The organism is Paenibacillus sp. 19GGS1-52 (genome assembly GCF_022369515.1).
GTDB lineage: Bacteria > Bacillota > Bacilli > Paenibacillales > Paenibacillaceae > Paenibacillus_AQ.
The window spans coordinates 3,475,370-3,502,033 of the sequence record NZ_CP059724.1 but is presented as its reverse complement, the minus strand read 5'-3'; the positions used below and the strand labels follow the sequence as shown (position 1 = coordinate 3,502,033).

General features: G+C 39.6%; 25 protein-coding genes and 2 pseudogenes. 6 read left to right on the top strand and 21 right to left on the bottom strand.

Annotation, left to right across the window (positions count from 1 at the left end):
* Positions 1-363: 363 nt before the first annotated feature.
* The 5 genes and pseudogenes from H1230_RS16440 to H1230_RS16420 form a co-directional block, all read right to left on the bottom strand.
* Positions 364-933, bottom strand: a complete 570-nt coding sequence (locus tag H1230_RS16440; protein WP_239710727.1) for a class I SAM-dependent methyltransferase — start codon at positions 931-933, stop codon at positions 364-366.
* The gene (locus H1230_RS16435) at positions 930-2,030 is read right to left on the bottom strand and encodes a sensor histidine kinase (protein ID WP_239710724.1); all 1,101 of its coding nucleotides are present in this window, start codon (positions 2,028-2,030) and stop codon (positions 930-932) included. The genes H1230_RS16440 and H1230_RS16435 overlap by 4 nt, the downstream gene beginning before the upstream one ends.
* Positions 2,023-2,702 (bottom strand): annotated as a pseudogene (locus tag H1230_RS16430) (response regulator). The gene H1230_RS16435 and the pseudogene H1230_RS16430 overlap by 8 nt, the downstream one beginning before the upstream one ends.
* A gap of 52 nt (positions 2,703-2,754) precedes the next feature.
* Entirely contained in the window at positions 2,755-3,306 is a 552-nt protein-coding gene (locus H1230_RS16425; RefSeq protein WP_239710721.1) for a class I SAM-dependent methyltransferase, read from the bottom strand.
* 29 nt (positions 3,307-3,335) lie between these two features.
* Positions 3,336-3,776, bottom strand: a complete 441-nt coding sequence (locus H1230_RS16420) for a DedA family protein (RefSeq protein ID WP_481857178.1) — start codon at positions 3,774-3,776, stop codon at positions 3,336-3,338.
* Positions 3,777-4,074: 298 nt separating this feature from the next.
* On the opposite strand from H1230_RS16420, the gene H1230_RS31405 reads away from it, so the two are divergent.
* From H1230_RS31405 to H1230_RS31690, 4 genes are read left to right on the top strand one after another with little or no spacing between them, the layout of a single operon-like run.
* Complete coding sequence (locus tag H1230_RS31405; protein ID WP_275591255.1) at positions 4,075-4,257, top strand: glycoside hydrolase N-terminal domain-containing protein; 183 nt, start codon at positions 4,075-4,077, stop codon at positions 4,255-4,257.
* Between the two features lie 8 nt (positions 4,258-4,265).
* Positions 4,266-4,532 carry a glycoside hydrolase N-terminal domain-containing protein gene (locus H1230_RS16415; RefSeq protein ID WP_481857074.1) on the top strand — a complete coding sequence of 89 codons (267 nt, stop codon included), beginning with the start codon at positions 4,266-4,268 and terminating at the stop codon, positions 4,530-4,532.
* A 5-nt stretch (positions 4,533-4,537) separates the two neighbouring features.
* Entirely contained in the window at positions 4,538-4,930 is a 393-nt protein-coding gene (locus H1230_RS16410) for a hypothetical protein (RefSeq protein WP_239710717.1), read from the top strand.
* The gene (locus H1230_RS31690; protein WP_481857073.1) at positions 4,848-5,195 is read left to right on the top strand and encodes a glycosyl hydrolase family 95 catalytic domain-containing protein; all 348 of its coding nucleotides are present in this window, start codon (positions 4,848-4,850) and stop codon (positions 5,193-5,195) included. Before H1230_RS16410 ends, H1230_RS31690 begins: the two co-directional genes overlap by 83 nt.
* A gap of 10 nt (positions 5,196-5,205) precedes the next feature.
* On the opposite strand, the gene xerS is transcribed toward H1230_RS31690, so the two are convergent.
* The 14 genes from xerS to H1230_RS16340 form a co-directional block, all read right to left on the bottom strand.
* A complete protein-coding gene (xerS, locus tag H1230_RS16405; RefSeq protein WP_239710715.1) occupies positions 5,206-6,276 on the bottom strand; it encodes a tyrosine recombinase XerS in 1,071 nt (356 codons plus the stop codon).
* Between the two features lie 287 nt (positions 6,277-6,563).
* A complete protein-coding gene (locus H1230_RS16400; protein ID WP_239710712.1) occupies positions 6,564-7,490 on the bottom strand; it encodes an HNH endonuclease family protein in 927 nt (308 codons plus the stop codon).
* 10 nt (positions 7,491-7,500) lie between these two features.
* Positions 7,501-9,579: a retron system putative HNH endonuclease gene (locus H1230_RS16395; RefSeq protein ID WP_239710709.1), complete on the bottom strand. Its 2,079-nt coding sequence runs from the start codon at positions 9,577-9,579 to the stop codon at positions 7,501-7,503.
* 336 nt (positions 9,580-9,915) lie between these two features.
* A complete protein-coding gene (locus H1230_RS16390) occupies positions 9,916-11,583 on the bottom strand; it encodes a hypothetical protein (RefSeq protein WP_239710707.1) in 1,668 nt (555 codons plus the stop codon).
* Positions 11,574-13,580, bottom strand: coding sequence for a hypothetical protein (locus tag H1230_RS16385; protein ID WP_239710704.1), 2,007 nt, complete (start codon positions 13,578-13,580; stop codon positions 11,574-11,576). Before H1230_RS16385 ends, H1230_RS16390 begins: the two co-directional genes overlap by 10 nt.
* A 140-nt stretch (positions 13,581-13,720) precedes the next feature.
* Positions 13,721-14,785 (bottom strand): restriction endonuclease, encoded by a 1,065-nt coding sequence (locus H1230_RS16380; RefSeq protein ID WP_239710701.1) that lies wholly within the window; start codon positions 14,783-14,785, stop codon positions 13,721-13,723.
* Between the two features lie 771 nt (positions 14,786-15,556).
* On the bottom strand, positions 15,557-16,315 hold the full coding sequence (locus H1230_RS16375; protein ID WP_239710698.1) for a hypothetical protein: 759 nt from the start codon (positions 16,313-16,315) through the stop codon (positions 15,557-15,559).
* Between the two features lie 320 nt (positions 16,316-16,635).
* A complete protein-coding gene (locus H1230_RS16370) occupies positions 16,636-17,616 on the bottom strand; it encodes an alpha/beta fold hydrolase (RefSeq protein WP_239710695.1) in 981 nt (326 codons plus the stop codon).
* Between the two features lie 187 nt (positions 17,617-17,803).
* Positions 17,804-19,171, bottom strand: a complete 1,368-nt coding sequence (locus H1230_RS16365; RefSeq protein ID WP_239710692.1) for a sensor histidine kinase — start codon at positions 19,169-19,171, stop codon at positions 17,804-17,806.
* Positions 19,168-19,842, bottom strand: a complete 675-nt coding sequence (locus H1230_RS16360; protein ID WP_239710689.1) for a response regulator transcription factor — start codon at positions 19,840-19,842, stop codon at positions 19,168-19,170. Before H1230_RS16360 ends, H1230_RS16365 begins: the two co-directional genes overlap by 4 nt.
* 289 nt (positions 19,843-20,131) lie before the next feature.
* The gene (locus tag H1230_RS16355; protein WP_239710687.1) at positions 20,132-20,269 is read right to left on the bottom strand and encodes a hypothetical protein; all 138 of its coding nucleotides are present in this window, start codon (positions 20,267-20,269) and stop codon (positions 20,132-20,134) included.
* A 343-nt stretch (positions 20,270-20,612) separates the two neighbouring features.
* The gene (locus tag H1230_RS16350; RefSeq protein ID WP_239710684.1) at positions 20,613-20,750 is read right to left on the bottom strand and encodes a hypothetical protein; all 138 of its coding nucleotides are present in this window, start codon (positions 20,748-20,750) and stop codon (positions 20,613-20,615) included.
* A 132-nt stretch (positions 20,751-20,882) separates the two neighbouring features.
* The gene (locus tag H1230_RS16345; protein WP_239710681.1) at positions 20,883-21,233 is read right to left on the bottom strand and encodes a hypothetical protein; all 351 of its coding nucleotides are present in this window, start codon (positions 21,231-21,233) and stop codon (positions 20,883-20,885) included.
* A gap of 462 nt (positions 21,234-21,695) precedes the next feature.
* Positions 21,696-22,466, bottom strand: a complete 771-nt coding sequence (locus H1230_RS16340) for a DeoR/GlpR family DNA-binding transcription regulator (RefSeq protein WP_239710678.1) — start codon at positions 22,464-22,466, stop codon at positions 21,696-21,698.
* Between the two features lie 325 nt (positions 22,467-22,791).
* Here H1230_RS16340 and H1230_RS16335 point away from each other — a divergent pair, with 325 nt between their 5' ends.
* Positions 22,792-23,760: a metallophosphoesterase family protein gene (locus H1230_RS16335; RefSeq protein WP_239710675.1), complete on the top strand. Its 969-nt coding sequence runs from the start codon at positions 22,792-22,794 to the stop codon at positions 23,758-23,760.
* A gap of 25 nt (positions 23,761-23,785) precedes the next feature.
* Positions 23,786-24,646 carry a DMT family transporter gene (locus tag H1230_RS16330; RefSeq protein ID WP_239710673.1) on the top strand — a complete coding sequence of 287 codons (861 nt, stop codon included), beginning with the start codon at positions 23,786-23,788 and terminating at the stop codon, positions 24,644-24,646.
* Here H1230_RS16330 and H1230_RS16325 read toward each other — a convergent pair.
* Both H1230_RS16325 and H1230_RS16320 read right to left on the bottom strand, forming a co-directional pair.
* A pseudogene (locus H1230_RS16325) lies at positions 24,643-25,715 on the bottom strand (transposase); the annotation flags it as partial. The gene H1230_RS16330 and the pseudogene H1230_RS16325 overlap by 4 nt on opposite strands.
* A 577-nt stretch (positions 25,716-26,292) precedes the next feature.
* Complete coding sequence (locus H1230_RS16320) at positions 26,293-26,640, bottom strand: immunity protein Imm33 domain-containing protein (protein WP_481857072.1); 348 nt, start codon at positions 26,638-26,640, stop codon at positions 26,293-26,295.
* Positions 26,641-26,664: the final 24 nt, after the last annotated feature.

Genomic DNA, 26,664 nt, shown 5'->3' with positions numbered 1-26,664 from the left:
GGAAAATCGGCAGCGTGTGTCGGAAGACAAGAACATAGTCCCATAAGAGCCGGCGCCCAGCGCGGGTTTTCTATTTTAAGGGACCAAGTTCTTGTCCTTTTCTCAGGACAAGAACTTGATCCCTTTGCCGATAATGGACACGAACATGGTACTATTGCGGATTTGATATATCAAATAACACATGTGTTAAAAGAAAATAACGCAGAAACAATGCTTGAGTCGAACGTAAATCCAGTGTGCAACAAAGCCACTCTTCAAAGCAAGATCAGATCATTATACTCTTGATCTGATCCATAACTGAAATTATCCATGCATCGAATGAAAACAGTAGCGAGTTGTCTTTTTTACAAATGATTTCTGTTTTCATTGATACGGTCTTTGTTTGCGGCAAACATAAACAAACGCCGGAGGGAAGCTGCGGGAAACAAACTCAATCCGTTCAATGTTAAAATAAGCTGCATATTTTTTCTTCATATGAAGAGAAAATTGATAGGCAACGAAATAACCGCCAGGCTTAAGCGACCGCACAATCTGGCGCAGTAATCTTTCCTTCATCTCATTTGAAAAGTTAAAGAACGGTAGTCCGCATATGATGCAGTCAAGTTGGCTGATGCCCTCCTGATCCAGATTTTTTAACAGGGAGGAGGCATTGGAATGGAGATTGCATGCAGGAAACTGAAGTTTCAGACTGGCTCTCATATTCCGATCCCGTTCGAAAAGGAACAATTTTGACGACTCAGCCCTGTTTAACTCAATAAAGCGGGTGAGTGCACCAGTGCCAGCGCCAAGCTCTGCAACGGTTTGAACTTCATGCCAAGGGATGATCTGGATGATTTTTTCGGCCAATAAAGGCGAGCTTGGTAAGATACTGCCTACCCTTAGAGGGTCTCTTATAAACCCGCGTAAAAAAAGTAGCTTTTCGTGAATATTCAAAAATTTAATCCTCCAGCTTCTAGCGGCAACTCAAGTTTAAAAATAAATAAGTCTTTTTCATGATTAAGTGTAAGTGATCCCCTGTGCAGCTCAGCGATGTTCCTGGCAATGGAAAGGCCCAGACCTGCCCCGGTCTGGATACCTTCGCTGCTCCGGGAGTGGTCAACCTTATAGAAGCGTTCAAACAGTTTATCCTGCTGCTCCCTTGTTAGAGGGGTTCCCCGATTTTCGACCTCGATTGTAACCTGCTTATGATCTGTTAGCATCCGAATGCGGATTGCCCCAGGTTTAAATGAGTATTTCAAGGCGTTCATCAGTAAATTATCAATGGCTCTTGCGATTTTATCACTGTCCACAATAGAAAATACTGAAGTGCTTCCGATTTCTTTGATGATATGAAGCTCATTCTCATGGGCGATAGGTTCAAATTCAAAAAGTAATTGGTTCAGAAGCTGGTAAAGGTCCATCCGGTGTGCATTTAGATGGGGGTCAATCGAGCTAAGCCTAGTATATTCAAAAAGGTCATCAAGGAGCTTTTTCAGGTGAGTAGCTTTGTTATAGGTGTTTTGCACAAAACGATCGTATTCTTCCTGATCCTGAAAAGAATTGGATCTTAGAAGCTCAATATATCCAATAATACTGGTCAGTGGAGTACGCAGGTCATGTGAAATACCAGTAATTAATTCCATCTTTGATTGCTCGGCTTTTCGTTCCTTTGCAATTTGCTGTTCCAGACGCTCTGTCATCTGGTTGATATTAAAGGCGACCCGCCCGAGCTCATCTTGCCGTTGAACGGGCACACGATAGCTCAGTTCACCCTCGGTAATGGTTTGGAGTCCGCGTTCCAGTGTCATGAGGTCATTGACGATACGGCGTGTCAAGATCAGGAAGGTAATAATAAATACAATTATAAAAAAAGGCGTAATAAAATAAGGGAATATCTTTTCCAGCCAGTCCATACTAGTCCCGATCTGATAAACGAAGTAAATCAGTATATTGTTTAGCGTCACAGCAAGAAGTAAACTAAGCAGCATGCATAAGAGAATGTTAACCTGAATCTTTTGTTTTCTTTTGGATTGCTTTACGGATCTAATCAATTTTATAGCCAACTCCCCATACGGTTTTAATATACTGAGGATTGCGGGGGTTATCTTCTAATTTATCTCTTAGGTTACGGATGTGCACCATTACCGTGTTATCAGAGTAACCAAAGGGTTCCTTCCAGACCTTTTCATAGATATGCTCTGAACTGAACACTTGTCTGGATAGCTGGCCAGCAGCACCAGGATTCCAAATTCCAGAGGCGTCAGAATGATATCTTGCTCCTTTAGCTTTGCTGAATGCTTACTTTTATCAATTACAAGGTCTTTAATAAGAATGAGTGAGTTATTTTCTCCTTTCCTCAGTAATGTCTGTCGTCTTATTTGGGCTTTGACACGGGCGAGTAATTCCAGCGGGTTAAAGGGCTTGGTCATATAGTCATCTGCCCCGGTGGTAAGACCGGTGATCTTATCAATGTCTTCTTCTTTAGCGGATAACATGATGATTGGTGTATCAGAGATTTCTCTTATTTTTAGGCAGGCTGTAATTCCGTCCATCCTGGGCATCATAACATCGAGAATCACCAGTTGAACGGGCGAAGCTTGAATAATTTGTAAGGCTTCCACACCGTCAGCGGCTTCCATGACATTGTACCCTTCATTTCGTAAATAGACATGTATGATATCCCGGATCTCAGATTCGTCATCAACAACAAGGATTGTATTCATCTGCAGTTGCCCTCTCTTTATTGAAGTTGGTGCTTATTATACAGCAAATCTGTTACTTTTTCCGGCAGACGTACACAAAAGCAGGAGGCACATTCAGAGGCACAAATTTAATATCTTCAATAATAAAGTGTTCGGAGAGCTGCTTCTTCATCTGAAGGGAGTACTGGAAGGCAATAAACATCCCGCCGGGCTTGAGGCCACGCACAATTTGGTCCACTAAAGTATCCCTTAGTTCACGTTCAAAATTAAAGAAGGGTAATCCGCTGAATATACAATCCAGATTGGTGATGTTTTTTTGATTAATTGTACTTACTAATTGAGTAGCATTGGCGTGAGAAGAGAACTCAGGATAATTCAATCGGAGCTTTTTCCGCATGACATGATCCATTTCAAATAAAAAAACCTTTGCATCCCGGTTCACATTGGATTGAATGTAACGGGTAATGGGACCTGTACCTGCTCCAAGCTCTGCAACAGCTTTAATATTATCCCAGTCAACCTGTTTAACCATCTTTTTCGCCAGGAAACGGGAGCTCGGTGCAACACTTCCCACATTCTTCGGACTCTTCATAAACCGCTGTAAAAAAAATATTTGCTGATTCATTCTTTATTCTCCCATATATATATTTATTATTAAAATGCACTGAAAAAGGATAAAATATGAGGTCCAAAGCTTGTACCCGCTGTGAAAAAGATAAGTGTCCATACGAAGGCGCTGGAGTAGGAAATAATCATAAATTTCTTGAGTGAGCCTCTGTTGAATCCGATAAGGAAGGGAAGGAAGTATCTCACTACAGGTATAAAAATACCGATACACATCGCCCAGTCGCCGCGTTGTCTCAAAATTTTCTCCGCTTTTTGAAACTTACGGTTGTGCTGAAGCTTATGTTTTAAGTGCTGCCCAAAAATTCTTCCTGCAAAATGAAACAGGGTAATGGCCGTCAAGAGACCAGAAAGAATGGATACATAAGTCACGAATATATTTAAAACACCACTACGGCTGAGAATAGCTCCAGTAATCACTGTGATTTCATTTGGAATCGGAACACCAAAGGGTCCAAGAGACAAAGCCACATAAAAAAACAAATAACCGTAATGGTCAATTAAAGATAAAAGTGTGCTGCTGATAACCTTTCACCCCTTCTCTTTGCTGATGTAGTCATCTTAATGAAAAGAACTGAAGAAATTACGGTGAGAATTCTGAAGAAATTCTGAAGGTTGAAATGTGAGGTTAAAAATATCCACCTGACAGGACGGTTTCTTTTATTTAAAAAGAGGAATGGCTGCTGTTATATTTAAAATTGAAAAAATCTGAAATACTTGTTGTAAGCGCGGTATCATTTAATATCAAAAGGAGTGCGTTAACTTGTTGATGAATCACATCAAACCTGCTGCGGAATGGACAGAAGCGTTGCCTGTAGGCAATGGGAAACTTGGCGGCATGGTATTCGGCGGAGTTGAGAATGAGCACATTCAACTTAATGAGGATACGTTGTGGTCAGGCTATCCCAAAGATACAAAAAACTGCAGGCGGTTGATGTTTTACCCCAGGTGAGGGATCTTTTGTCAAAGGTGCATACAACCAGGCCTATTCCTTTAGATGATTTACATCTCCATTTTGGGCATGGTGATAAAGCTAGAGAGCATTCGAGATCCCTGAATCTGCAGACTGGTATTTACAGAAGCGAGTATAAAATCGGAGGCGTTTCTTCTACCCGTGAAATATTGGCTTCCTATCCAGATGGAGTGATTGCTCTGCGCCTTGAAGCTACGGAAACACGGATGCTGACTTTCAAGGCAACATTGAGTATTAGCTCCGCCACACTGTAACAGCGGTGGACAAACGGATTACTTTGCAGGGTCTTGCCCCCGAACATGTTGATCCCAGCTACTATGACCAGAAGCATCCGGTTATTTATGGTGAGATGGAGACCAGTCCTGCCATGCCTTTCGCAGCATGTTTGCAAATAATAGCCGACGGAGGGACGGTAACTGCAGGACTTATTGTTCGCGAAGCAAATGCAGTCACTTTGTTGTTTAGTGCAAGCACAAGCTTCAAAGGCTTTGATCAGATGCCGGGTACAAATATAAATGAAGTAATAGAGCGGGTCTATGGTACTTTGGATGCATTGAAAAATTCTTCTTATGCTGAGCTGCAGGAAAGGCACATCATCGATTATCAATCTTTGTTTAACCGGGGAACAAGATATACAGGCTCTGATCGTTGAGAGGCTAAAGGTATCAGGCTCGAGAGACCTTGGTCTGCTTGAAACGCTGTTTCACTACGGCCGGTATTTGCTGATCTCCAGTTCAAGACCAGGTTCTCAGCCGGAAAATCTTCAAGGAATTGACAATAGTTATATGTTCTTGTCCTTTAACGATATATGTTCTTGTCCTCCGACAGCGTGCGCTATTTTATATTTAGTCTTAGCCTTATATCAACTATTGATCAAAATACGGATTTTGTGCAGATGTCTTAAAGAAACCGCATAACACCATGGGTTTATCGGTCCATGTTGTTTACAGCTTTTCGCATCTCTTCATCTGTTAAGTGTGTATATATCATTGTAGTTTGTATGGATGAATGGCCTAATTGATTTCTTAGTCTCGGTACATCGTTGTTCTCCAGGTGATAACGCGTCGCGAATGAATGCCTCAAAGAATGCACGGTTAAAGTAGGTTTCCCAAAGGCAGCGGCGTATTTTTCAACCAGCTTTTCAATAGATCTTTGAGTGAGGCGTCGGTTTTTGCCTTTACGACCTATGGGAGCTGCTATGAACAAAGAGCTTTCGAGTTTGTCTGGTACATATCTTGATTCTCTAATCTGCAGATAACTCTCTATGTCCAATAAAGCTTGCTTGCTGAAGTAAACGTATTGTTCTTTATTGCCTTTGCGTATAACCCGAACTAAAGCTTTATTCAAATCTATGTCTTCCAGGTTAATTCCGGCAACCTCGGAAAGCCTAAGCCCTGATCCTAAAATAAGTGAAATGATGGCCGTATCGCGTTCACGATTAAACTGATGGAAATTATAAATTCGTTTGTTTTCTTTATTCATTTCTCCGAAATCATAGGCTACAAATTGTCTAAACGATTCAAAATCGTCTTCTCTGAGAATTTTCCCTTCAATACGATTTGCCATGGTTTCTTGGCTTTCTTTAATTGCGTTTAATTCCATTTTGGCCATCACATTACGCTGAATATAAGGCTTCAGGTCACTTGTTTCGGCCTTGTTCTGCAAGTAATCAAATAAAGATTTCAGTGCGGATAATTTACGATTAATCGTGAGTTTGGTATTACCTAGTTTATATTCCAAAAAAGATAAGAAATTCTCCACATCACGGATGGTTAGTGTCTCTAGAGAAGCTAAACCAATATCTTTACGGCTGGCCGTGGTAAAATGTTCTGCAACCAGCCAATCGAAAAATATAATATAATCATGGCAATAATTAAGGAGTGTTGTAGGAGAGAGTTTTCGTTTTCTACTGTCGATAAATTCCGTAACGAACCAGGGAAGATCGGATAGTTTTTCATCAATTCGATTCATGTAATGTAGTTTCATTTGTTTATCCATATGTATAACACCTCTTTATTTCAATATATCTTATTGATAATTATTCGTCAAATCAGAATTTTACGTAATTATAATTGAGTACTACATTTCAAATCATTCTGTTTATTGATGTCGAACGGTTGAAAATTAATTTATCTCTTCACGACAAAAACATCGTCAGGAATTTCTGACGATGTTTTTGATGATTTGTGTTTATTTAGATTTAGTGCCATCGACCATTTTATGTAGATTAGAATTAGGAATTGAAAAGAAATTTTACTCAAAATGGTAAAGTAATAATATTTTTGTTATTCAATCGTTGAAGTTATGCAACATGGACAATCTAGTCCTGCATCTACGCAAAAACGGTGAATTATTTGAGATGCCATTAATGAAAATTCACGCTCGGGCTTCATAAAGTCGTATAAGTCGTCCCGCTCCTGAATCAATTCTTCCTCTAAACATTTATTATTAGAGTCAATCATCCATTTAGTCAAACATCTTCTCACTCTTCCGATCTGTTTCTTAATGAGATTTGCTATATAATTTCGATGTATAAACAGGTCCTTCCGGTCTAAGCCATATGTAACGATAGACCAGTACCCTTTTTCACAATCAGGTCCACCTTCATTTTCTTTTGGATAAATATGACCTTCGTCAGAAAACTCAAGATATTTTCGAGGATCATCCTCGCAAGGATTAAGAATAAGTGGTATTTCATTAGCCAAAGAATCGCTATTCTCATGATGACTTACCCTCATTTTATTGTCTAACAGTGGAAATAAATTTCCTTTTCCTCTGAGAACTTTAACTTCAGGAGTATCACCGCCAACAACATATTGATTGATAACACAGTTACGATTATGACAAGAAGGGAGTAAATTCTTCCACTCCCATGCAAGCCAGTAATAACCTGTTCGCTGCTTGGGCACATCTCTAGCTTGCTTAACTTCAGCCTTGGGTCTGAAATGTTCAATTTCCAATAAACCAGTACCTGCATAAAATGACTCACAGTACGCACATTTACGGTGAAAAAGCTCAGTTAGCTTTTGTCTAACATCAGGTTCATCATAATTAAGAAACTTGTATATCTTTTCAGATTTATCTTCACCATCAACTGAAAGAGATGTAAAGTAATCTGAATAGACCTTAATTGCATATTCCAATCTACCACCGGGTGCGCACTCACTTACCAAAGTTGCAGGTATCTCAATTGGTCGCATAACCTTTATCATATGGATCCACCTACTCTTTGTTATTCCATATATTTCGAAGTTTATCCATAAGATTATTATCTTGCGCATGTTGGCGTAGCTCTGAAGTGGATAGTATTCGCTCCTCAGCTAAAAACAAATCGATTGCACGATACATCAGCTGCTCACGATGATTATTTCCCATGTAACCCCATTGCTTCAGTATTTCTTTAAACTCCTCAATTCGCTTCGTGTCCTCAGATCCCCGCTCCCGTTTTGCAAGCAAACTGTAATACTCTGTAAATATAGATTCAGTTTCCGGATCTAGCGTGCTACTTAAACCAAAAAACTCTGATGTAAGTAGCTGATCTGCTCGAAGCCCTTCAGGATTAGGTAAATTATCAGAATGAACTCTAACTCCATTTCCAATACGATTCAACACAATAATTTCTTGCTTATTTAGCCCACGTAAGCATAATGGATCATGGGCTGTGGTAATAAACTGCACCGAAGGAAATAACTCTTTGAGTTGACCGACAATTCTCATCTTCCAACGAGGGTGCAGATGGACATCGATCTCATCAAGAAGTACAATTCCTTCTAATGATGATTCATCTTTACCATCTATCTTTCGAAAAATATCACAAACTAGAGAGAAAACATTCCGATAACCTGAGCTTAAAGAGTCCAAAGGAATCTTATTTTGTTCATGATGAAGATTCCTGAAAACGAGTCGACTACCATCTGGTTCTAATAAAAAATTCTGAGCAACTGCAGCTTCTAAGGGTAGCATCGCTCGGATACAACGAACAGCAGCAGAGTATGTTGACATATCTGCTTCATACTTTTCAACGAGCCACATGTTCATGTCCAAAAGACATGAATAAGAATTAAATTGATTTTGAATGATGTCATCATAATTGAGTTCTTTCATTACGATTCGTACGGGTCCGTAACTGAGTACATTCCCATCAAAGGGCTGATCCGCTGAGCCAGCCCATGTTTCGTCTAAATTAAAAATTAGTTTTCGCGTAATTACAGGTTCGCCAGTAAACACTATTTGAATATAGCCTGAACTATATCCAGGTTTCACCAACTCTTTGGGAGATAATCTACCCTGTCTCAGATACCGTCTTTTTTCTTCACCAGCCAGATTTATAGCTAATAGTTTCAGCAGCGTGCTTTTACCGGTACCGTTCTCCCCCAAGATCATAAGCCAATTCGATCCGTCAGCTTCGTTTAACTGAATTTCGCAGTCTTCCATATCAAGTAGATTCTCAACTCTAATCGAAGATATTTTCCGGATTTTTGTAAGATGGTTCACATGTTTACCTATAGTGTTAGAATTGCCCTGAACCTCTTCATCCTTTAGTTTTCTTCTTAGTTTATCTAGTTCCTTTTCGAACACAGCTCTTACACTACCTTGAAAAGGCTGATCAGGAGAATTGATTATTTGATAAATTTTTAATGATAACTCATTAAATATAGCTTGTGTGGGATTAATTTCGAAATTTTCTCTCAGTCGAGTTATTATGTTTTCAACTTCGTTAATTCTCATTTTCCTACCGCGTACTAGAGAAGGACGATTCAATTCAAAAGTACGAATTGTTTCTTCCCCTTTGTCTGTCAAAGATAAAATTTCCCCAATGTAATTAAAACTAATATGCTTCTCTGGCAAATCATAGCAAGGATCAATTAGTAAATAATCTTCTATTTTCCGCAGCTTTTCTATTGAACACAAAACTTCACCACGTATTCCGTTTACGGGAAAACTACCTCCTTGCGCTTTATTACAATCACGACAACAAAGCACCAAGTTCTCCCATTCAAAGGCTAACCATTCATAAAGAGACTTGGGACGAAAATGGGCAACATATAACTCAGAGAACGACGATTCACAAAAAGCACATTTATTCTTAAACAACCACTTTAATTCAGATCTAATTTCAGGCATCCGAGGAAACTGGTTTAACATTCTACTATAATTTTGATTTTCCTTTAGACTACGTTGTGCTAATAATTCAGTTGAATTATTTGAGTAAAAGTTCGAAATTTCAGATTTTATAGATATTGCTTTCTGAGACTTAAACCAAGCCGGAGCGTCTAAGTAAGTTCTCTCGACAAAAATCACGTATATTCCTCCCTAAGCACCTAAAATCGAATTAACTAATTATGTCTCGGATCAAATCAGCATATAATCCTAATATATCAAAGTGTCATTCAGATGAATATTAGAATTTACGCAATGGCTATGTCCATGAAGGTTACTACGGTTCAAATGGCTATTCAAAATGAAATAATTTAAATTATATGTCTTCTAAAAAACTGGTTATTCCCTGGTTATACTACATAAGCGATTTAATACATTATTAAATACAGAGTTTATAACATTTCACAATCGAAAATTCTTAGCCAAATCAGACATCCGTAATATTTTTTCCGTTTGAACCTGAATTATAGATTTTCATCACAAATTACTATTTATTAGTCCCCGCCAATATAAAGGGAATATCGGCGTTCGGAAATGCCGGAAAGAAACCACTCCAATTATCGGAAAAGATTCCTTAATGAAAGAAATTTCTTCTTCATTCGTTCCTATTTCTTCGCAAACCATTATGCGATATTGTTCAAATCCTTCAGGAAGTTCAATTGATGTCAACATAACCCCTGAATCGAACAAAGCACTCTTTCTATAAAGGTATTTTTCTGTATGTTCATCTGCAAACCATATTTGTAAATCAACTTTCCCAAATATCAAATGAATCATCTCACAAACATAATAGTATTGCTCAGACCAATTTAGTATTATTGTCCACTCCAGTAACATTGGCAATAAAGTGGAAGAACTTGGATCTGCGTTTTGCAACCCCAATTCTGCGTCAATTAGATCATCATATATATCATTCAAAAGTGGGAACCTTCCACGCAATTGGTAACCGCGACCAATATGAAGAAACAACTCGTATATCCATGACTTCATTACCTCTATACGGTTAGTTCGATATAGCAGGATTAAAGCCATGGAAATATCATTAATATGTGAATCGTAAACGGGCAATCGACATATATTGTGATTCAGAATAAGCCCTTGCAATACATGTGCAGCTTTTTGAGCCATATTATTCAAATAGGAATTCCCTTCATCCTGTTCCAGTGAATCTTCAGCATAGATGAAGTCTAGTCCTATCAATGAAATAATTCCGATTTGTTCAAAGACTAACATTGGATACTCAATTCGATCTGCACCATAGCCACTAAGACCATCTCTAACCATACAATGTGGAGTGATTTTCTCAAGGTACTCGTAATTAATTTCACGGCGAGTAACGTCGATCGCGTAAAAAATCTCCCACATAGTTTTGTCAATTTTCACACCTTTTCTATGCATCCACTCCCACAGACGCATGATCACCCGTTCGGCAGCGAATACGGCGTGTTTCAAATTACCAGCTTCTTTAGACCAATGATAAACAAGATTCAAACACAAATGAATGCACCTAAGTGTTTTTAACGGTTTAACCTTGGCATGCAAAGAATCATTGAATAAAATCTCCTCAATTAACTCATAGAAATGAGACAGATCATACTCTATCAAATCCAAAAAAGCTAACGTTTTGCGCATTAGCTTCTGAACAGACTCAGGCATTACAAACTCATTAAGTAAATACCGAACAACAAGGGAAGATAATACATCACCACCCCAAAAATCGAATTCGATTTCCCCAGCTAAACCATGATCATTTGTATAATTAATCCAGTTGATAGATACATCTTGTTTCATATCTCCGTTTGTACATAAAATGATCTTTTTGGGAAGATTCCGGAAACGGTCATCTAACATAGTACGTAGATAAACATCGAATATCTCGTTTATTGTAGGTCGAACAGCTTGTATACCGGTGTCCCAGTTATTCCGATCAATATCTTTTTGTTTAATGACAAAAAGAAATAGCTTCTCCCTCTGGTCCTCAGGATCAATACCAACAGCTGATTGATCTACACCATATTGACGGACTCCGCGTTGAGGCTTATAAATAGGTTGAATATCCATCGAAAGAAGAAGATCGGGAAGAAGAGCGTCTAATTCCTCAGATTCTCTCAGCATGGATAAATATTCTCGAACAATTAGTCGCATTCAATATCCTCCCTTCTGCAAATTCGCCATTCTAATCTTTTCATGGCTTCTCCCGTTGGGTCTAAATATTCTCCTCTTGGATATTCCATTTCTACAGAAATTTCAGAGAGTTCTGTTCTGGCAGAAATTTTGCCCTGTACTCTTGAAAAAGAAGATCCACCTCCTTTTAACACAACTCGATGGGCTAGCTGCAAGAAAACAGATTTCTTATTTGTCCCTTCTTCTATCTGAAGGCTCATCTGCTTTGATTGCATCCTTTCAAATTTACCGGCCCTTCCTTCAGGTGGAAAAAATTCTTTAATCCTTGGCAATTTACTACGAGCCTGATGATATCTATCTAAATCCCCCAGAATATCACGAGCAATCTTTCTCTCTTTGTCTGTTCCATTTTCCATTTTATCTGTAATTATTTCACGTGTAGCGCCGGGATAGTTATATGCAATGTAATCTTTAAATGCGCTTCGTACTAACAAATCAACTTTAACATCTTCTGGAATTTTGAGTAGTAATGAAAACGTGAGGTGACATAAATTTCTATTATCCCGAACGAACCCCAAAATCTTCAACATTATATATTTGACGTCTTTAAAGGATAAATTGCTGATAAAATCCGGGTCGAGATGAAGAACATTGCCATGCGCAGCCAGATAATGAACTATTTCTTGAATATGTAAGTGGAATTTCATATTATCTCGAAGAAACCAAGAGGTCAGTAATTTTTCAAACCATATCTTATGCTCGTTCAATAGTGTACGCATCAACATATCAAAGAGATCAGCGATGGATTCTTCCTTTATCGATGTATCGTGCTGCTGAATCCAATTCTCTAAGAAATTTTGAACAACATCCAGATGAATTAAGCAAAGCTGATTTAAAACGTAGTCTAAGTTATCGATAATCCCTTTGTGAACTGCTTTTACATTAGACAAATTCAACAATGCTTCCTGAAACCAATCTTCTTGTATGTATTGATCAGTATTAATAAAGAGAATGTGAGCTATCTGCGCTTGAATCTCTGGTATTGGCTCTGTTGACAATGTTTTCACGGCCGTTTGTGCAATCTTGGACTTAGTCACTAGGCGTCCATAAGCTTCGGCTAATACTTGTCGTAACTCAATACGATATTCATTTTGCAGTAACGAATCAAATATTTCTAAAGTGTTATTTAACAAATCTTGCGTAGTATCTTCATAAGAAAAGAGTCCACAAATACATATGCCAACATTGAGTAGTTCTTCCTGATCTGATCTTAAAAGATCCATTACTGCAGGATATACGCTTCGAATGCTTTCTTTTTGTGCAAGACCAATGGCAACTGCTTTAAGAAGCCAAATTCCTTCAAAAGTAGGTTTTGAAGTCCAAATTCCCCATATCTCATGGCCAACCTCTGGACGTTTTTTGGAAAGCAGTTCTACACCTTTAACTAAAACATTTGCGAAAGGGATTTGGGTATTAGGCAGTCCTTCTAAAAATTCTATGATTAATTTAGAATCTAGATGAAGGTAGGGTAACACTTCCGCAGTCAACATCAAGAGTTCCCAGTGGTTTTTTTCTGATTTACCCGATTCGATAATTGGGATAATTGAACCTAATATGTTTATCCCATATTGTCTATCAAATAGAATCAAAAGCATTACTTCAATGCCCTTTAGTTCGGCGAACCAGACATATTCTCTATGTAATGATTCGATCTCATTCCAAAACGCTTCTTTTTTGGACCATAATTCCTCAAAGCGTAAACTGATTAATACTTTTGCTAAAAAATACAAAAAGTGCTGGTTATCTATAAATGACAAACCATCTGAAGTTTGAATAAGGATGTTTTCTTGAATTGCAATAAATACTTCATTATTATCTATTTCTTTCGGTAGTGAGACAGTATGAGCTTTGGTGCTGTATATGCCTTTAGATATTTCACATAACAAAACATCAACTTCTGGATATGACTTAGTAAATTGATTAAGAAAATCTAATTTCATTTCATCAATTTCAAACATAATAACCTAATCACCTCAATATAATAATTAATTCAGACCCTCTATGGAGGAATCAATATTATTTCAAAAGTTAGTCGTTTCTTTTGGCACGTATTAATTCCCTCTAAAACCTTTAATTGCTCTATTATCCCTTGAAAATTTTAAATTCCAAGAATTGCATTATAAAACCGTTCGAACTCCTCATCTCGCTTTTTAAGTTCCATAATGTCAAGCTCACTAGCACTCTGTCGGTATTGCTCAGCACGCTCTTTCATTCGACTTTTCCTAATATCGCTACCATCTAGTTCAAGCCAAGATTCAATGGCAGGATTAGGAATAGAAGAAGTCCATTCGTCAAATTCGATACCACTCATCAACATCTCTTTTGTCCTGACGGGGTCACCATCACCATCGACTACTATAAGCATTTTGGATTCAGTATAGAATGTGTTCCAGAGTGCGTTTGCCACGCGAGGAATCGTCATTTTCCCCATTGCAACAAGAATTTTGATTGACCGATTTGAACCACCATTATTTAGGATTCTCTCAGAAAGTGTTGCAATCACTTCACGATCAATTTCACCTTCACACACAATTAACAGATCGGCTGAAGTGGCAACAACTGACTGCATCGTTAAGACTCTGCCTGTTATCGAGTCAAACCTTAGGTGATCAATTTCGACGAAGGGCTCTTTTTCGGCGGTAACAATTTCACCTTCAGAAGGAAAATAAATTGCCCCTTCTTCCGCGGCTTTACGGAGCTTTAGTTTGAGAATATTCGTGAATCCAATATTGCGACTGATCGCAGCGTCCAAGTCTCGTTTGTCAAATAAAATAATATTGAGTGCTTTACCAAGAACGAGTGCATCGACTGCGTCCTCTGCATAACCCGACATTGAGATGAAAATACCAATTGTACCGGCCAACTTGCCTTCGACCTTGCCTTTGAACTGATATAAGGTCGAAGCAGGAAGGGGCTCTGCATGCCATTTAGCTTCTAAAATATAAATTCGTCCATCAAGATAGATAGAACCGTCAATCTGTTCGCCTGCTGGCCTGTAACCTGTGCGTGGTTCTAGTTGCTCGGAGGAAAACATCTTATTCAACAGGCGCTCGAAGTCATATCCACGACGTCTTTTTGCGATGGCGTCTGGGTTGGCTAAGTTTAAGAGTTTTTTGTATTCTTCCTTTATGCAATCTAAATTGGTTGCTAAATTGGTTGCCATATTCATTCCCCTAACGTGTATATCAGTATCTCAAGTTCCACTTTTTCCTCTAAGCAATATAATTTTGCGCGTTAGCTTTTTAAACTATCTCCTGTGACCTTATTCATTCGACAGCATCATATATTGTGGCTATTTTATCATATTTGGTAAATTTAAGTAGCCCCTATTCTCCTACCCTCTTTTTATATTATTTAGAAGGCTAACAATTTTTATTGATTACAATCTTCTCTGTAATGGCTACCATATTTCGAAATTGAAAATGTACCGATATTGTTTTAACGACTATTCTTACATTGTTAAGCAAATAAGATATTGCTGTATCCAAAATTGAATTATTAACATCTAACTTTTCAATTCTATTGGTCAACAATTTAAAATCCTAGATTAACTGAATACCAAACTAAAAAGCAGCTTCACAGCTGCTCATCATGTTCAAGTTTTGGTTTAATAAAATAAAAGAATTCTTTAAATATTTTTGACAATGTCTTACTGCGTCTTCGCCTCGTTCATTTCTACTGGAAGTGGACGCTACCTCAGCTCGCCTTTTCCAAGTAGAGTGACGGGGATTCGCCTAATGAATCGATCTGACATTCGCCAAATCCCATACAGTAGAATCTTCAACTCGTTGCATAGCACTGTTGCAGTTCTGATAGACATAGCTAGTTCGGATTTATAAGACAAAAAGCTATATGGTAGTAAGAATGCTTCCACATATGCTCTTTTCCTTCCAAACGCTCGTACTGAAATAGTATTAAAAACTAAGTTGTATATTTATTTGATAATTTTCGTTTGCTTTTTGCTCAAAACAGTAGTTGATAATTTATTTTGTTTCTCAGAAAAATTCCATTCTCCTGCTACAATTATTTTATTATCCTTATTTGCATAAATCTCTTTTTGCATCGCTTTGTATTGAGCTTCATCATCAAACCGTAATAAAAACTTATATTTCTGCCTCCCTATAGGAGCAACCAAGTAGATTTCCTTTTTGACAGAATCATAAAAATTAGGCTTATCACGTTTTGCTTCAATGACTCGCCAACCAATCACATCATCAGCATTTGAATACATATAAGCGCTACCGTCATAAAGAAGCATTGTACCAATAACAATTCCATTATATGTATCAGTACAATCGTAAGCTATACACATATCATATATTTGACGTATTGTACGAGGTGGCTTTGGAACAACTGGTCCTTGCTCATGTTCACCAGGATCTAATTTTTTGGTTTGAGGCTTACTTTTCTCGGTTAAAGCTAGAAGCGCTTTATTAAAGTCAAACTCAGTTTCGTTGTACTTAATGGGATCAAAGTTGTTTGATGCATAATGAGGGCAATTTTCTATATGTCCATGTCCTTTAATTTGTGCACTAAAATAAAATGTTGAACTACCACTCCTACTACAAATATGCATATGGGCATCACATGTTGGATTGGGACAATAAAAACGAACTCCTTTATCCTCTTTAAAAGCATCTTTCGCCAATAACTTTACTTTTCTTGCTGAATCCTTAAAAACATACATTGCCATATCTCTTCACCATTCCTACACTTATTTAGATCGCACTGTAAAATTTAACAAACCTTGCTTATCTAATATATAACAAGTTGAGCATAGGATTTATATAATTATCAAAAAATAACTTGTGTCACAATATATAATAATATTATATTTATAGCGCAAAAATTCATTGAAGTTAAACTAAAAGAAATACGGGTTTTGTGAAGTAGTACTATTATAACATTAGGAGAACAACCGATTTCCTTGTTCTCCTAATGTTTCTTACTCATGATTCTTTTTAGAATGGTCCATTTTGTTCTTGTTCACAGCCAACATAATCAATACTCAACTCATTTTATTTCTTCCATAAATCTCCTTAAGTTATCTACTATTTCTTTAGAACGGGTATGGTGTAGATAATGATCCCCTTCAAAAGACATCACTTTTCCATTCACAGAATCTTTGATCTGTTCTTTATGCAACGTTTCCCATCTTTCAACATCCTTGTTATTAGCTGCTAAAAAGAAAATAAGAGGAAGATTTTTAGGAAATTTTAAATTTTCGACAGCTTTAAAGTTATTTTCAATATGTTCTCCCTCGTTGATGACGTCGGAATTGAACATGTTTTTAAGAGAAATCATTCTAATCTGCTCTTTTGTAGCATCGTCCACTTCAGGATTAATACTCTGGTCAGGATTTAGTTTCATTATCAATCTGCCAAAGCCTGATTTTTTGAGAAGTCTATAGGTGTCCGATGGGAATTCACCTTCCATACCACCTTGCGTTGGGACACTGCTATCGATCCCCACAAATGCAGTGACTTCGTTTTCGAATTTATTTACATATTCCAGTCCGTAAATGCCGGCTATGGAATGGCCCATCAGGATATAACGGTTAATATGGAGTTTTTGTAACACCTCATGAGTTTCACTGACAATATTATCGATGGTTCTGTCTTTCTTGGTTACGTCACTTAATCCATAACCAAAAGGCTCAATCACGACTACCTTGTAATATGGAATAAGCTGTTCCACCAGCGGCTTAAAATCAAGAGCTGGAGATCCCGTACCATAACCTGGCAGCAGCACGACTGTTTCTGCACCGTTTCCTTGAATAGTAACGTTCATGTTCTTCCCATCTACAGGTACTAACTGGCCATAGGGTTCTATTCTTCCTAGCTCCGATTTGTTACAGACAATATTAACTATAAACACAGTTACCAGAAAAAGTGCTAATGCTATAGTTATAACTCCTATTGATTTAAGAATAAAGATAAGCGTTTTTTTCATTCTTTTGCCCATCCTCATTTTCATTTCCTCTTTTTGTTTCACTCTTATCTACTCCTGTCCTCATTTGGCTTACTCTAGCTACCTTAACAAGCGTTAAGGTAAGCTTATAGCATGAAGATGAACTCCCTATGGCTGCAATATGAACGGAGTATGAACAAGCAAAAAAATGCTACGACGTCACATGCAAGGAAGCTTACACATAAGGCGTAACATGGAGAATGCGGTCTAACTAATCTGTTGGCGTTGTTATAGGCAAGGTGACAATAACGGACGTTCCTTGGCCAGGTTCGCTTTCCACTCGAATATCTCCTTTATGCAATGATACGATCTGTTTAACGATGGCGAGTCCCATACCACTACCATCATACTTACGACTGTGGGAACGATCAGCCTTAAAAAACCGCTCGAATATATGCTTCTGGTCTTCAAGGGAAATACCAATGCCAGTATCGGATATTCGAACCGTTACGTTTTGGATATCTTGTTGGATACTGACATTAATTATGCTGCCATCCTTGGAAAATTTGATGCTATTGCCGAGTATATTGGTCCATACCTGATTTAGTTGGTCATGATCAGCCGTTAGGTTAACTGCTCCCAAATTGAGCTCGAAACGGATATTGCGAGCCGACCATTGCGGCTGGATCGCGACGATGACGCGTCTGATCTGTTCATCAAGTCTGAGCGTAACCAGCCGCATCTGCTGTGACTGCGATTCAAGCAAGCTCAGCTTTAGCAGGCTATCGCTCAGCTTGGATATTCGCTCAGCTTCTGCAATGATAATATCGAGATAACGGCTTCGCTCGTTATCTGCGATGTCTACTCGCTTGAGTGCTATAGCATAACCGGATATCGAGGTGAGCGGCGACTGAACTTCATGCGACACGTTCGTGACAAACTCCCTACGCATCTGCTCAAGTTGCTGTAGATCGTGCATCATTTCTTCGAAGCTGCGAGCCAAAGTACCTAGCTCACCCTGTTGCTTAATATTTAGCTTGACGTTGAAATCTCCACCTGCTATCCGCCTAGTCGCTTTAGTCAGTTTCTTGATCGGCCTTACTAGGAACATGGCGGCCACCAGAATCAATAGGCTTCCTGCTATTAACGAATAGGTCAAAAAGGTCAAAACCCACTTGATGAGAAATGAGGAGGAAGAGGTGCTGCGCTGCTCCACAAACATTGCTTTCGTTCCCATTTCCGTTTTCAACGGCAGCCCAAAGAGGAAAGGATTTACACCATTTGTCTTGACTTGAACAACTTCTCCACCTAGCACTTTTTTTATTTGTTCCCTAGTAACAGTCGCAGGATTGTGTCCATTATTTGCTCCGTAAGACGTGATCTGCCCGGTTTCTTCGTAAATTCGAATATAATAGGAATGAAGCTGCTTCATTTCACTAATGTACGAGTCCGCTTCACGTAACGGTAATGTATCGTAAATCCGGACAATGTCCTGTCCAAAGTCAAGTAAGGTGCTTTGTAAGTTCTCGTTCAATTTATCTTTAAATAGCCAAGACGCTACAAAAAAAGCAATGATTGTTCCTCCGATCACGGAGATTAGAAATGTCAGGACGACTCGTGTATATAAGGATCTGATCATTCGTATACCTCAAGCCGGTAGCCAAGCCCACGGATAGTCTCAATACGAAAATCGGGTGTAGTCGCGAAGCGTTCGCGCAGGCGTTTAATATGTACGTCTATCGTTCGATCATCACCAGCATAATCGATCCCCCATATTTGATCGATTAACTGCTCGCGCGTAAACACTTGTCCGGGTGTTCCAGCGAGCTTATACAGCAATTCAAACTCCTTGAGCGGCAACGTGAACGACTCCTTCCCTCTCATCACCTTATAGGTTTGCCGATCGAGGAGTACGTTGCCGAACTGAATCGTCTGCGTAGAGCCAATTCGGTATCGTTTCAGCAATGCCTTAACACGAGCCGTCAACTCCAATGGATCGAATGGTTTTGTCAAATAATCGTCCGCCCCAAGTTCGAAACCTTTTACTTTCTCCCACGTTTCTCCTCTTGCAGTTAGCATAAGTAACGGAAGGTCTGGATTGGCTCTTCGTAGCTCCTTGCATAACATCCAACCATCCATAATCGGCATCATAATATCGAGTACGACTAGATCGACCTGCCTTGAGGTGTAGACGGCCAGTGCATCCTTACCGTCCGCGGCTTCAGCAGTTGCGAATCCGTCGTTGCGTAGAAATAAACATACAAGTTCGCGAATGTTCGCATCGTCGTCAGCAACTAGTATAGTAGGCATCCGTTCCCCATTTCTCCTTTGTCCATCACATATTGAAGTAACCATTATACTCCAATGATCATACTTCCCACGAGTGTTAATATACAATAACAATACTAATAAAAAAAGATCTCTGCATTTGCAAAGATCTTTTTTTAAAACAATTAAATTTAAATTTCTTTTGATTTTTTTCATTTGTTAAAATTCTTGGCTCTTTCACTTATCATGTTAATTATTTGAATAAACTTGTTCATTTCAGTTGAATCCAAATCTCCCATAACTTGATTGACTTTTGTAACCATTTGATTGATTAGGGAGCATAAAATGTCACAATAGTTTCTTCATCATTTTCAAAAATTAATTGTATGTAGTCTCTGATAAATACTACAGAACTCATTTCGTTTTTTTTGATATCTTTTAGGTGATTTGAAGATTTATTGATAGACATGCCAATTCTCCTCGTTCTTTTATTCACCTGAATACCAATGTAAATGCAAATGCTACCATTAATAATAGAGCGCTGAGGGACAAGTATTTTGAAATTTTTTGATCGCCACCACTCATTTCTCTTCCGAACATGTTCTTTTTTGATGGTTTCACTAAATTTTTGACACATATAAAAATTATAATAACCATTCCGGCTATCAATAAATAGTTAGACAAAACATTCTCACCTCCTTATTGTTCAATAAGCAATTTTCCCTCTCCATAACTTAACCAACCTAAAGCTAATGAAGCAAAGATGCCAATTTCCCTTTACTAAATGATTTCTACTGGCGCTCTCAACCCAATTACAGAAAGCAAGTTTTGATTTGATTCTCTACACTGATATTCATACCGTAAATTTCAAAATATGAAGTACCAAATGGTCGAATTTCTATTTCAGCCTCAGGATGCTGTAATCCTTCACTTTCTTCAGTTTCTGGCAATCTGTTAGAATCCCATCCGATCTCTTTACCCTTCTTAATCCCGATGAACACTCCCGAATAGAACTGAACTACCTCTTCTGCTTTTTTAATCAGTTCATCTGTGCTTAAGATTTCTGAATAGGATCTAAGTATTTAGATTATTTCATATTCAAATGTTTCACAGTAAAAAGAAAATAATTGATATTCATCTTCCTTCACCCTATAGTTAATTCCTTCCATTTGATCTTCTGATATATCAGTAATATAAATAAGTAATTTTAACAATCCATTTAAATCACCAATTTCAATATCTTTCACACCCCAAAAATTTAATATTAATTTTTGATTTCCCTCATAATACGGGTAACCACATAATGTAATATTTAAAGAATATTCTGAACAACCATCATCATTAATATTACGAAATAAATTAATTGATTGTAAAAAACCAAACTCCATTTGTTTATGATGAAAATCAGATGTTTTTCTATTGGAATTTTTCATGGTGCATACTCTCCTTCTATATGAAATACTTTCTTCGCCCCATCAAAAAAAAGACCCTGAAAGGCCTGAAGCCGATCAAGGTTAGGTCATTCATCAGTAAAATTCATTATGATCGTAACTACAAATAGCAAGAATTGTAATAGATTCTCTATGCCCATCATCATCTTTAACAAAGTCGAAATTACTATCAATAGTGTATTCAATTACTGTTGCACCATCAATTTCATCTATCCTATATCATTTCCTCTTGTTTGATTGAAAACTTCCACTTATAAATTTTTCAATAGTTCAGGATCATACCAAACATCCTCGTAATCTCCTGCTAACAAAAATCTCCACCCAGGGGTTGCACACCAAAAAGCGCCATCCCTGTTCACCTTATGGTTTACAAGAGGTTTGCGCTTTTTACGTTGCTGGAACCTGACGCAGCTTCTTATTGTGCCTTACGACTGCAGCTCCGGGTTATGAACCTGTCAGCAGCTCAATGTCCAGCCGGGCAAAGGTCTCTTTCCATTCCCTGGAGCAGCCGCTATCGGTGAGGACCATGGAGATATGTTCAATCGGAGCAATCTGGGCAAATGTGGTGACGCCGAATTTAGAATGGTCAACAACGAGAATCGATTCTTCGGCCCGTTCTATCATCTTCCGGGAGATGAGTGCCTCTTCCAAATGATAATCGGTAATTCCCTCCGAGAGCGACAGACCTCCAGCCGAGATGAAGGCCTTGTTCACTTTGAACTGACCCAGCAGTTCATGAGCGGTGATACCTACCGCGGCCTGATAACCGGCATTCACTTCGCCCCCTGTAAAAATAATCTTCCCCTGAAACTGTTCCAGCGCATAATTCAGGATCGGGACCGAGTTGGTAATGACCGTCACATGTGCTCGGTCTTTAAGCTGCCGCATGATCTCAAGCGTGGTCGTCCCGTTATCCAGGATCACTGTCTCGCCATCCTGAATCAGGGAAGCCGCCACCTTGCCGATGGACTGCTTGTCCAGCGGATGCATCTGGGAGCGCTTCATGAAGTTAGGCTCATTCATTTCAGAACGGCCCCGTAAGGCTCCGCCATATACCTTGCGCAAACGTCCCTCCTTCTCCAGACGGTCGAGATCGCGCCGTATAGTCTCTGTAGTGACACCGAACCGCTCGGACAAAAAATGTACCTGCACCTTCCCCTCCAGCTCTAGTTGAGAGAGGATCGTGTGCCGGCGTTCTTCATAGGTCAGAGACATCCATCTTCCTCCAGTAGTAGTAATTTCGCAAATAGTGAATTGGCCCTTCAAATTATGTATAGCTATAATGAATGTTGTTTTGAGTGTATTGATGTTGATTTTATCAGTATATGGGCCGGAATCCCCCTTGTCAATGACGCCATTCCTGTAAAAATAATTACCTTTTTCAGCTTTTATGGATTGACAGAACCAAATATTCAACCTAAAATCAACATGAAACAACATAATAAAAGATCATTCAACATCTACAACAATACAATTTTACCGTAAAGGAATTACTGGATTGGTGGAGTAATTGATTGATGAACAGAGAGGAGATTTCAACATGAAGAGTAAACTATCCTTCCAAAAGGACGGAAGCTTCACCATTGTACAGTTCACCGATCTTCACTGGATGGACGGAAGGGCTGAGGATCAGCGCACCCGGGAGCTTATGGAGCGTGTGCTGGAAGCGGAGCAGCCGGACCTGGTTATTTTCACAGGCGATCTGATCTATACCGGACCCGTTCCTAAGGGGGAAAAGGAATGCGAGAATCCCCGGCAAGCGTTCAGCAATGCCGTCGCCGCTGTAGAGGAGTCAGGTGTCCCTTGGGCTTTTGTATTCGGTAATCATGATACAGAGAAGGGGGTTACTTATAGCGAGCTGATGCAGATCGCGCTGGAGCATCCTCACTGCCTAGCTGAAGTCGGTCCTAAGGAGCTTGCCGGTTCAAGCAATTACAGCCTCGAGATTGAAGGCACTGACAATAGAACGGGTGCACTTCTCTATATGCTGGACACTGGGGCTTACTCCGGGCTTGAGCAGATCCCCGGCTATAATTGGGTCCGGATGAGCCAGATTAATTGGCTAAGGGAACAATCGGCGGTGCTGAATCCCGGAACAGGCCAGGATAAACTGCCTGCGCTGGCGTTCTTCCATATCCCGCTTCCCGAATATGCTGAGATGTGGGCTACCCAAATCTGCTATGGACAGAAGCTCGAGCAAGTCTGCGCTCCAGTCCTGAATTCCGGACTGTTTACGGCTCTCTTGGAGATGGGCGATGTGGTGGGTACTTTTTGCGGACATGATCATATAAATGATTTCACCGGTAGCCTGCATGGCATCCGTCTCAGCTATGGTCGAGCCACCGGCTACAATACATATGGACGGGAAGGCTTCATGAGGGGAGCGCGCGTCATCCGATTGACCCAGGGCGATAAAGAGTTCGATACGTGGATCCGACTTGAAGATGGCTCGCTACTTCTGGAACAGCCAATCCATACACCTGACCCTGCTACCAATTCAGAACATTAATCATTTCTTAAGGAGTTAAAAATCAATGCTGCTGCCAATTCTTTTGGTTCTGGCTTCCGGGATTTGTCACGCTGTATGGAGCATGTTTACCAAAAGAAGCCTGAGTAAAAGCGTCTTCCTGTGGTCGATCATGATGATCTCCACAATTCTGCTGCTCCCGGTCCTGATAGTTGAGATGTGGTCAACGCCACTATCTGCCGGTGCCTACGCTCTGCTGCTGCTGTCTGTAGCTCTGCAGGCTTTATATTCATGGCTCTTATCCAGGACCTATGAGCTGGGCGACTTATCACAAATCTACCCGATGATGCGCGGAACGAGTACCCTGCTCATCCCACTTATCGGTGTGATTTTTCTGGGTGAATCCTTGTCTCTCTATGGATGGATCGGCATCGGCTGTATGCTCGGTGGATTCGCTGTACTCAGCGGGCTGCTGGGTTCAAGACGCCAATCTTTAACGAGCACCCACCCAGGCTATATACCGATTCTAATGGCCTTAACCGTAGGACTATGCACGACCTGTTATGTATTCGTCGATAAGCTGAACCTGCAGTATATCTCTCCGCTTTCGCTGCTTGAGTTGACCAATATCGGCTTTCTAGCCGGCCTGACCCCGGCGGTCCTGACCTCACGCAAGCTGCGCGAGGAATGGCAGTTCAACAGATCTACCATTCTGCTCGGAAGCGTGCTGAATCCGGGTTCCTACCTGTTATTCCTCTTCGCGCTGAAGCAAGCCCCGCTCGCCCATATCAGCCCCTTGCGGGAGGTAGGGACGATCTTCGCTACCTTCCTCGGCATCCTCCTTCTGAAGGAGCAGCAGGGCTTGCGGCGGATTGTGTGCTCGGGTGTTATCTTTAGTGGTATTTTGCTTATTGGGGTTTGGGGGTAAAGCCACAAAGTCATTTCGAAATCAACCTTAGCAAGGGCTCCGCGATGACGAATATTGTTCAACTGAAAGTATTCTTTCAAGTAGGCATTGACGAGTTCGACGGAGGTTCGTTTTTGTACAATTCGTAATGGCTGTCACTCCCACGAGCAGGGACGGTATATTTTCTAGGATTATCGCTAATTTTCTTATTGAATACCTTTTGGCATTGTCCTTCGTTAAACGGATATTCCTTACGGAAATATTTGCCCATTGCTACATCCGGTTGCTCCTTGCGTCGATTGTAATCGATAAGTGACCGCGCACCAATGGCCTCCGCTTGCTTGTAATCGGTACTAAATCATAGCCAGCATCTGCCAGCACATGAGCCACCGGTAAGTTAGGATGTCTTTCAGCGAAACCTTTCAGCTTTAAAGCCATACCAGAATACTTTTTTGCCTTCGGAGTTCTTTTTCACGCCCCAAGCGGGGGATAGCGGAATTTCCTTTACCAACTCGTCATAGGTGTACGGTAATTGAGCTTCGACCTTTTTCTCGAACAAGGCACGATTTTCTTCGAGTTCTAGCTGTTCCTTTAGCCATTGCTCTCGCTCGCTTTTGGGTTTACGCCTACGTTTTTTATTTGGAAGTGGCGTGTCAGTTGGTTCTACATCGTCCTTCTTCTTCTCGGGTTGGCGATCTCTAGCCTTGACATGAGTGGCATCCATAGCAACCACAGTCGCATCCATTAAGCCCTCTTGAAAAGCTTGCTGAACCAATGCTTCTTGCGATTGCTGAAATACCTGAGATTGTTGAAGCTTTTGGATTAACCGGGTGTACGAAGCTTCACTTGGAATCCCATCGGAGCCGCTAAACCCGCAATCCATGCTGAATTCGATACTTCGTTTCAAACGTGGCCGTAGATCCTTAATCGTCGGGATTCGTTCGACGATTCGAATGAACAGGGATTGCAACATGGCCGCATAATTGAGCGGAGTCGGTGCTCCCAGAAAGGCTTTTTTCGATACCACACATAAGAATGGAGAGATGTCTAACGTCTCAAACAGATAACCATAGGTATCCTTGGATGACATTTCTAATAAATCGGAACAGACTTTCTTGTTGAATACTTTACATCTGGAGTTCTTCCTTTCTCTCAGTGTTTGGTAGTGGTACTTAACACTTCGAGATTTAGGGAGGTACTCCTTTTTCATGCCTTAAAAACTCAAGCCCAATAAGGCTTTGGGATTATGAAATTGATTCATATAAATAAGTAATTTTAACAATCCATTTAAATCACCCTCAGAATACGGGTAACCACATATTGTAAAAAACCAAACTTCATTTGTTTATGATGAAAATCAGATATTTTTTCATTGGGATTTTTCATGGTGCATACTCTCCTTCTATATGAAATACTTTCTTCGCCCCATCAAAAAGAAGACCCTGAAAGGCCTGAAGCCGATCAAGGTTAGGTCATTCATCAACATGCAAATAAGTAAAATTCATTATGATCGTAACTACAAATAGCAAGAACTGTAATAGATTCTCTATGCCCATCATCATCTTTAACAAAGCCGAAATTACTATCAATAGTGTATTGAATTACTTTTTCACCCTCAATTTCATCTATCCTATATCATTTCCTCTTGTTTGATTCAAAAATTCCACTTATAAATTTCTCAATAGTTCAGGATCATACCAAACATCCTCGAAATCTCCTGCTAACAAAAATCTCCATCCAGGGGCTAGTCCTAAATATTTTTTAATGTTGGGAACCCATTCATCAACATGCTCAACGTGTAAGGGAACAAAAAATTCGGGGTCTTTTGAAAATTCCTCCCCTGCCCATATATACCACCCAGTAGTATCACCCTTTGGAAGTATACGTAGACCATTGATGGGTAGCATATTTCCTTTAACAGTGTCAGAAATACCTACCTTCAAATCATTTCTAACTTCAAAAAAATCAGCTTGATACTTTATACAAATATCTTTTTGTTCTTGCTCTATATTCAATTTCAGCTACTCCGTTCTTTTCTC

Excerpts from the sequence above, each read along its gene's own strand:
- H1230_RS16425 (WP_239710721.1), bottom strand. The coding sequence starts at position 3,306 with ATGAATCAGCAAATATTTTTTTTACAGCGGTTTATGAAGAGTCCGAAG.
- H1230_RS31405 (WP_275591255.1), top strand. The coding sequence starts at position 4,075 with ATGAATCACATCAAACCTGCTGCGGAATGGACAGAAGCGTTGCCTGTA.
- H1230_RS31690 (WP_481857073.1), top strand. The coding sequence starts at position 4,848 with ATGCTGAGCTGCAGGAAAGGCACATCATCGATTATCAATCTTTGTTTA.
- xerS (WP_239710715.1), bottom strand. The coding sequence starts at position 6,276 with ATGGATAAACAAATGAAACTACATTACATGAATCGAATTGATGAAAAA.
- H1230_RS16400 (WP_239710712.1), bottom strand. The coding sequence starts at position 7,490 with ATGATAAAGGTTATGCGACCAATTGAGATACCTGCAACTTTGGTAAGT.
- H1230_RS16390 (WP_239710707.1), bottom strand. The coding sequence starts at position 11,583 with ATGCGACTAATTGTTCGAGAATATTTATCCATGCTGAGAGAATCTGAG.
- H1230_RS16385 (WP_239710704.1), bottom strand. The coding sequence starts at position 13,580 with ATGTTTGAAATTGATGAAATGAAATTAGATTTTCTTAATCAATTTACT.
- H1230_RS16380 (WP_239710701.1), bottom strand. The coding sequence starts at position 14,785 with ATGGCAACCAATTTAGCAACCAATTTAGATTGCATAAAGGAAGAATAC.
- H1230_RS16375 (WP_239710698.1), bottom strand. The coding sequence starts at position 16,315 with ATGGCAATGTATGTTTTTAAGGATTCAGCAAGAAAAGTAAAGTTATTG.
- H1230_RS16365 (WP_239710692.1), bottom strand. The coding sequence starts at position 19,171 with ATGATCAGATCCTTATATACACGAGTCGTCCTGACATTTCTAATCTCC.
- H1230_RS16360 (WP_239710689.1), bottom strand. The coding sequence starts at position 19,842 with ATGCCTACTATACTAGTTGCTGACGACGATGCGAACATTCGCGAACTT.
- H1230_RS16355 (WP_239710687.1), bottom strand. The coding sequence starts at position 20,269 with ATGTCTATCAATAAATCTTCAAATCACCTAAAAGATATCAAAAAAAAC.
- H1230_RS16345 (WP_239710681.1), bottom strand. The coding sequence starts at position 21,233 with ATGAAAAATTCCAATAGAAAAACATCTGATTTTCATCATAAACAAATG.
- H1230_RS16340 (WP_239710678.1), bottom strand. The coding sequence starts at position 22,466 with ATGTCTCTGACCTATGAAGAACGCCGGCACACGATCCTCTCTCAACTA.
- H1230_RS16335 (WP_239710675.1), top strand. The coding sequence starts at position 22,792 with ATGAAGAGTAAACTATCCTTCCAAAAGGACGGAAGCTTCACCATTGTA.
- H1230_RS16330 (WP_239710673.1), top strand. The coding sequence starts at position 23,786 with ATGCTGCTGCCAATTCTTTTGGTTCTGGCTTCCGGGATTTGTCACGCT.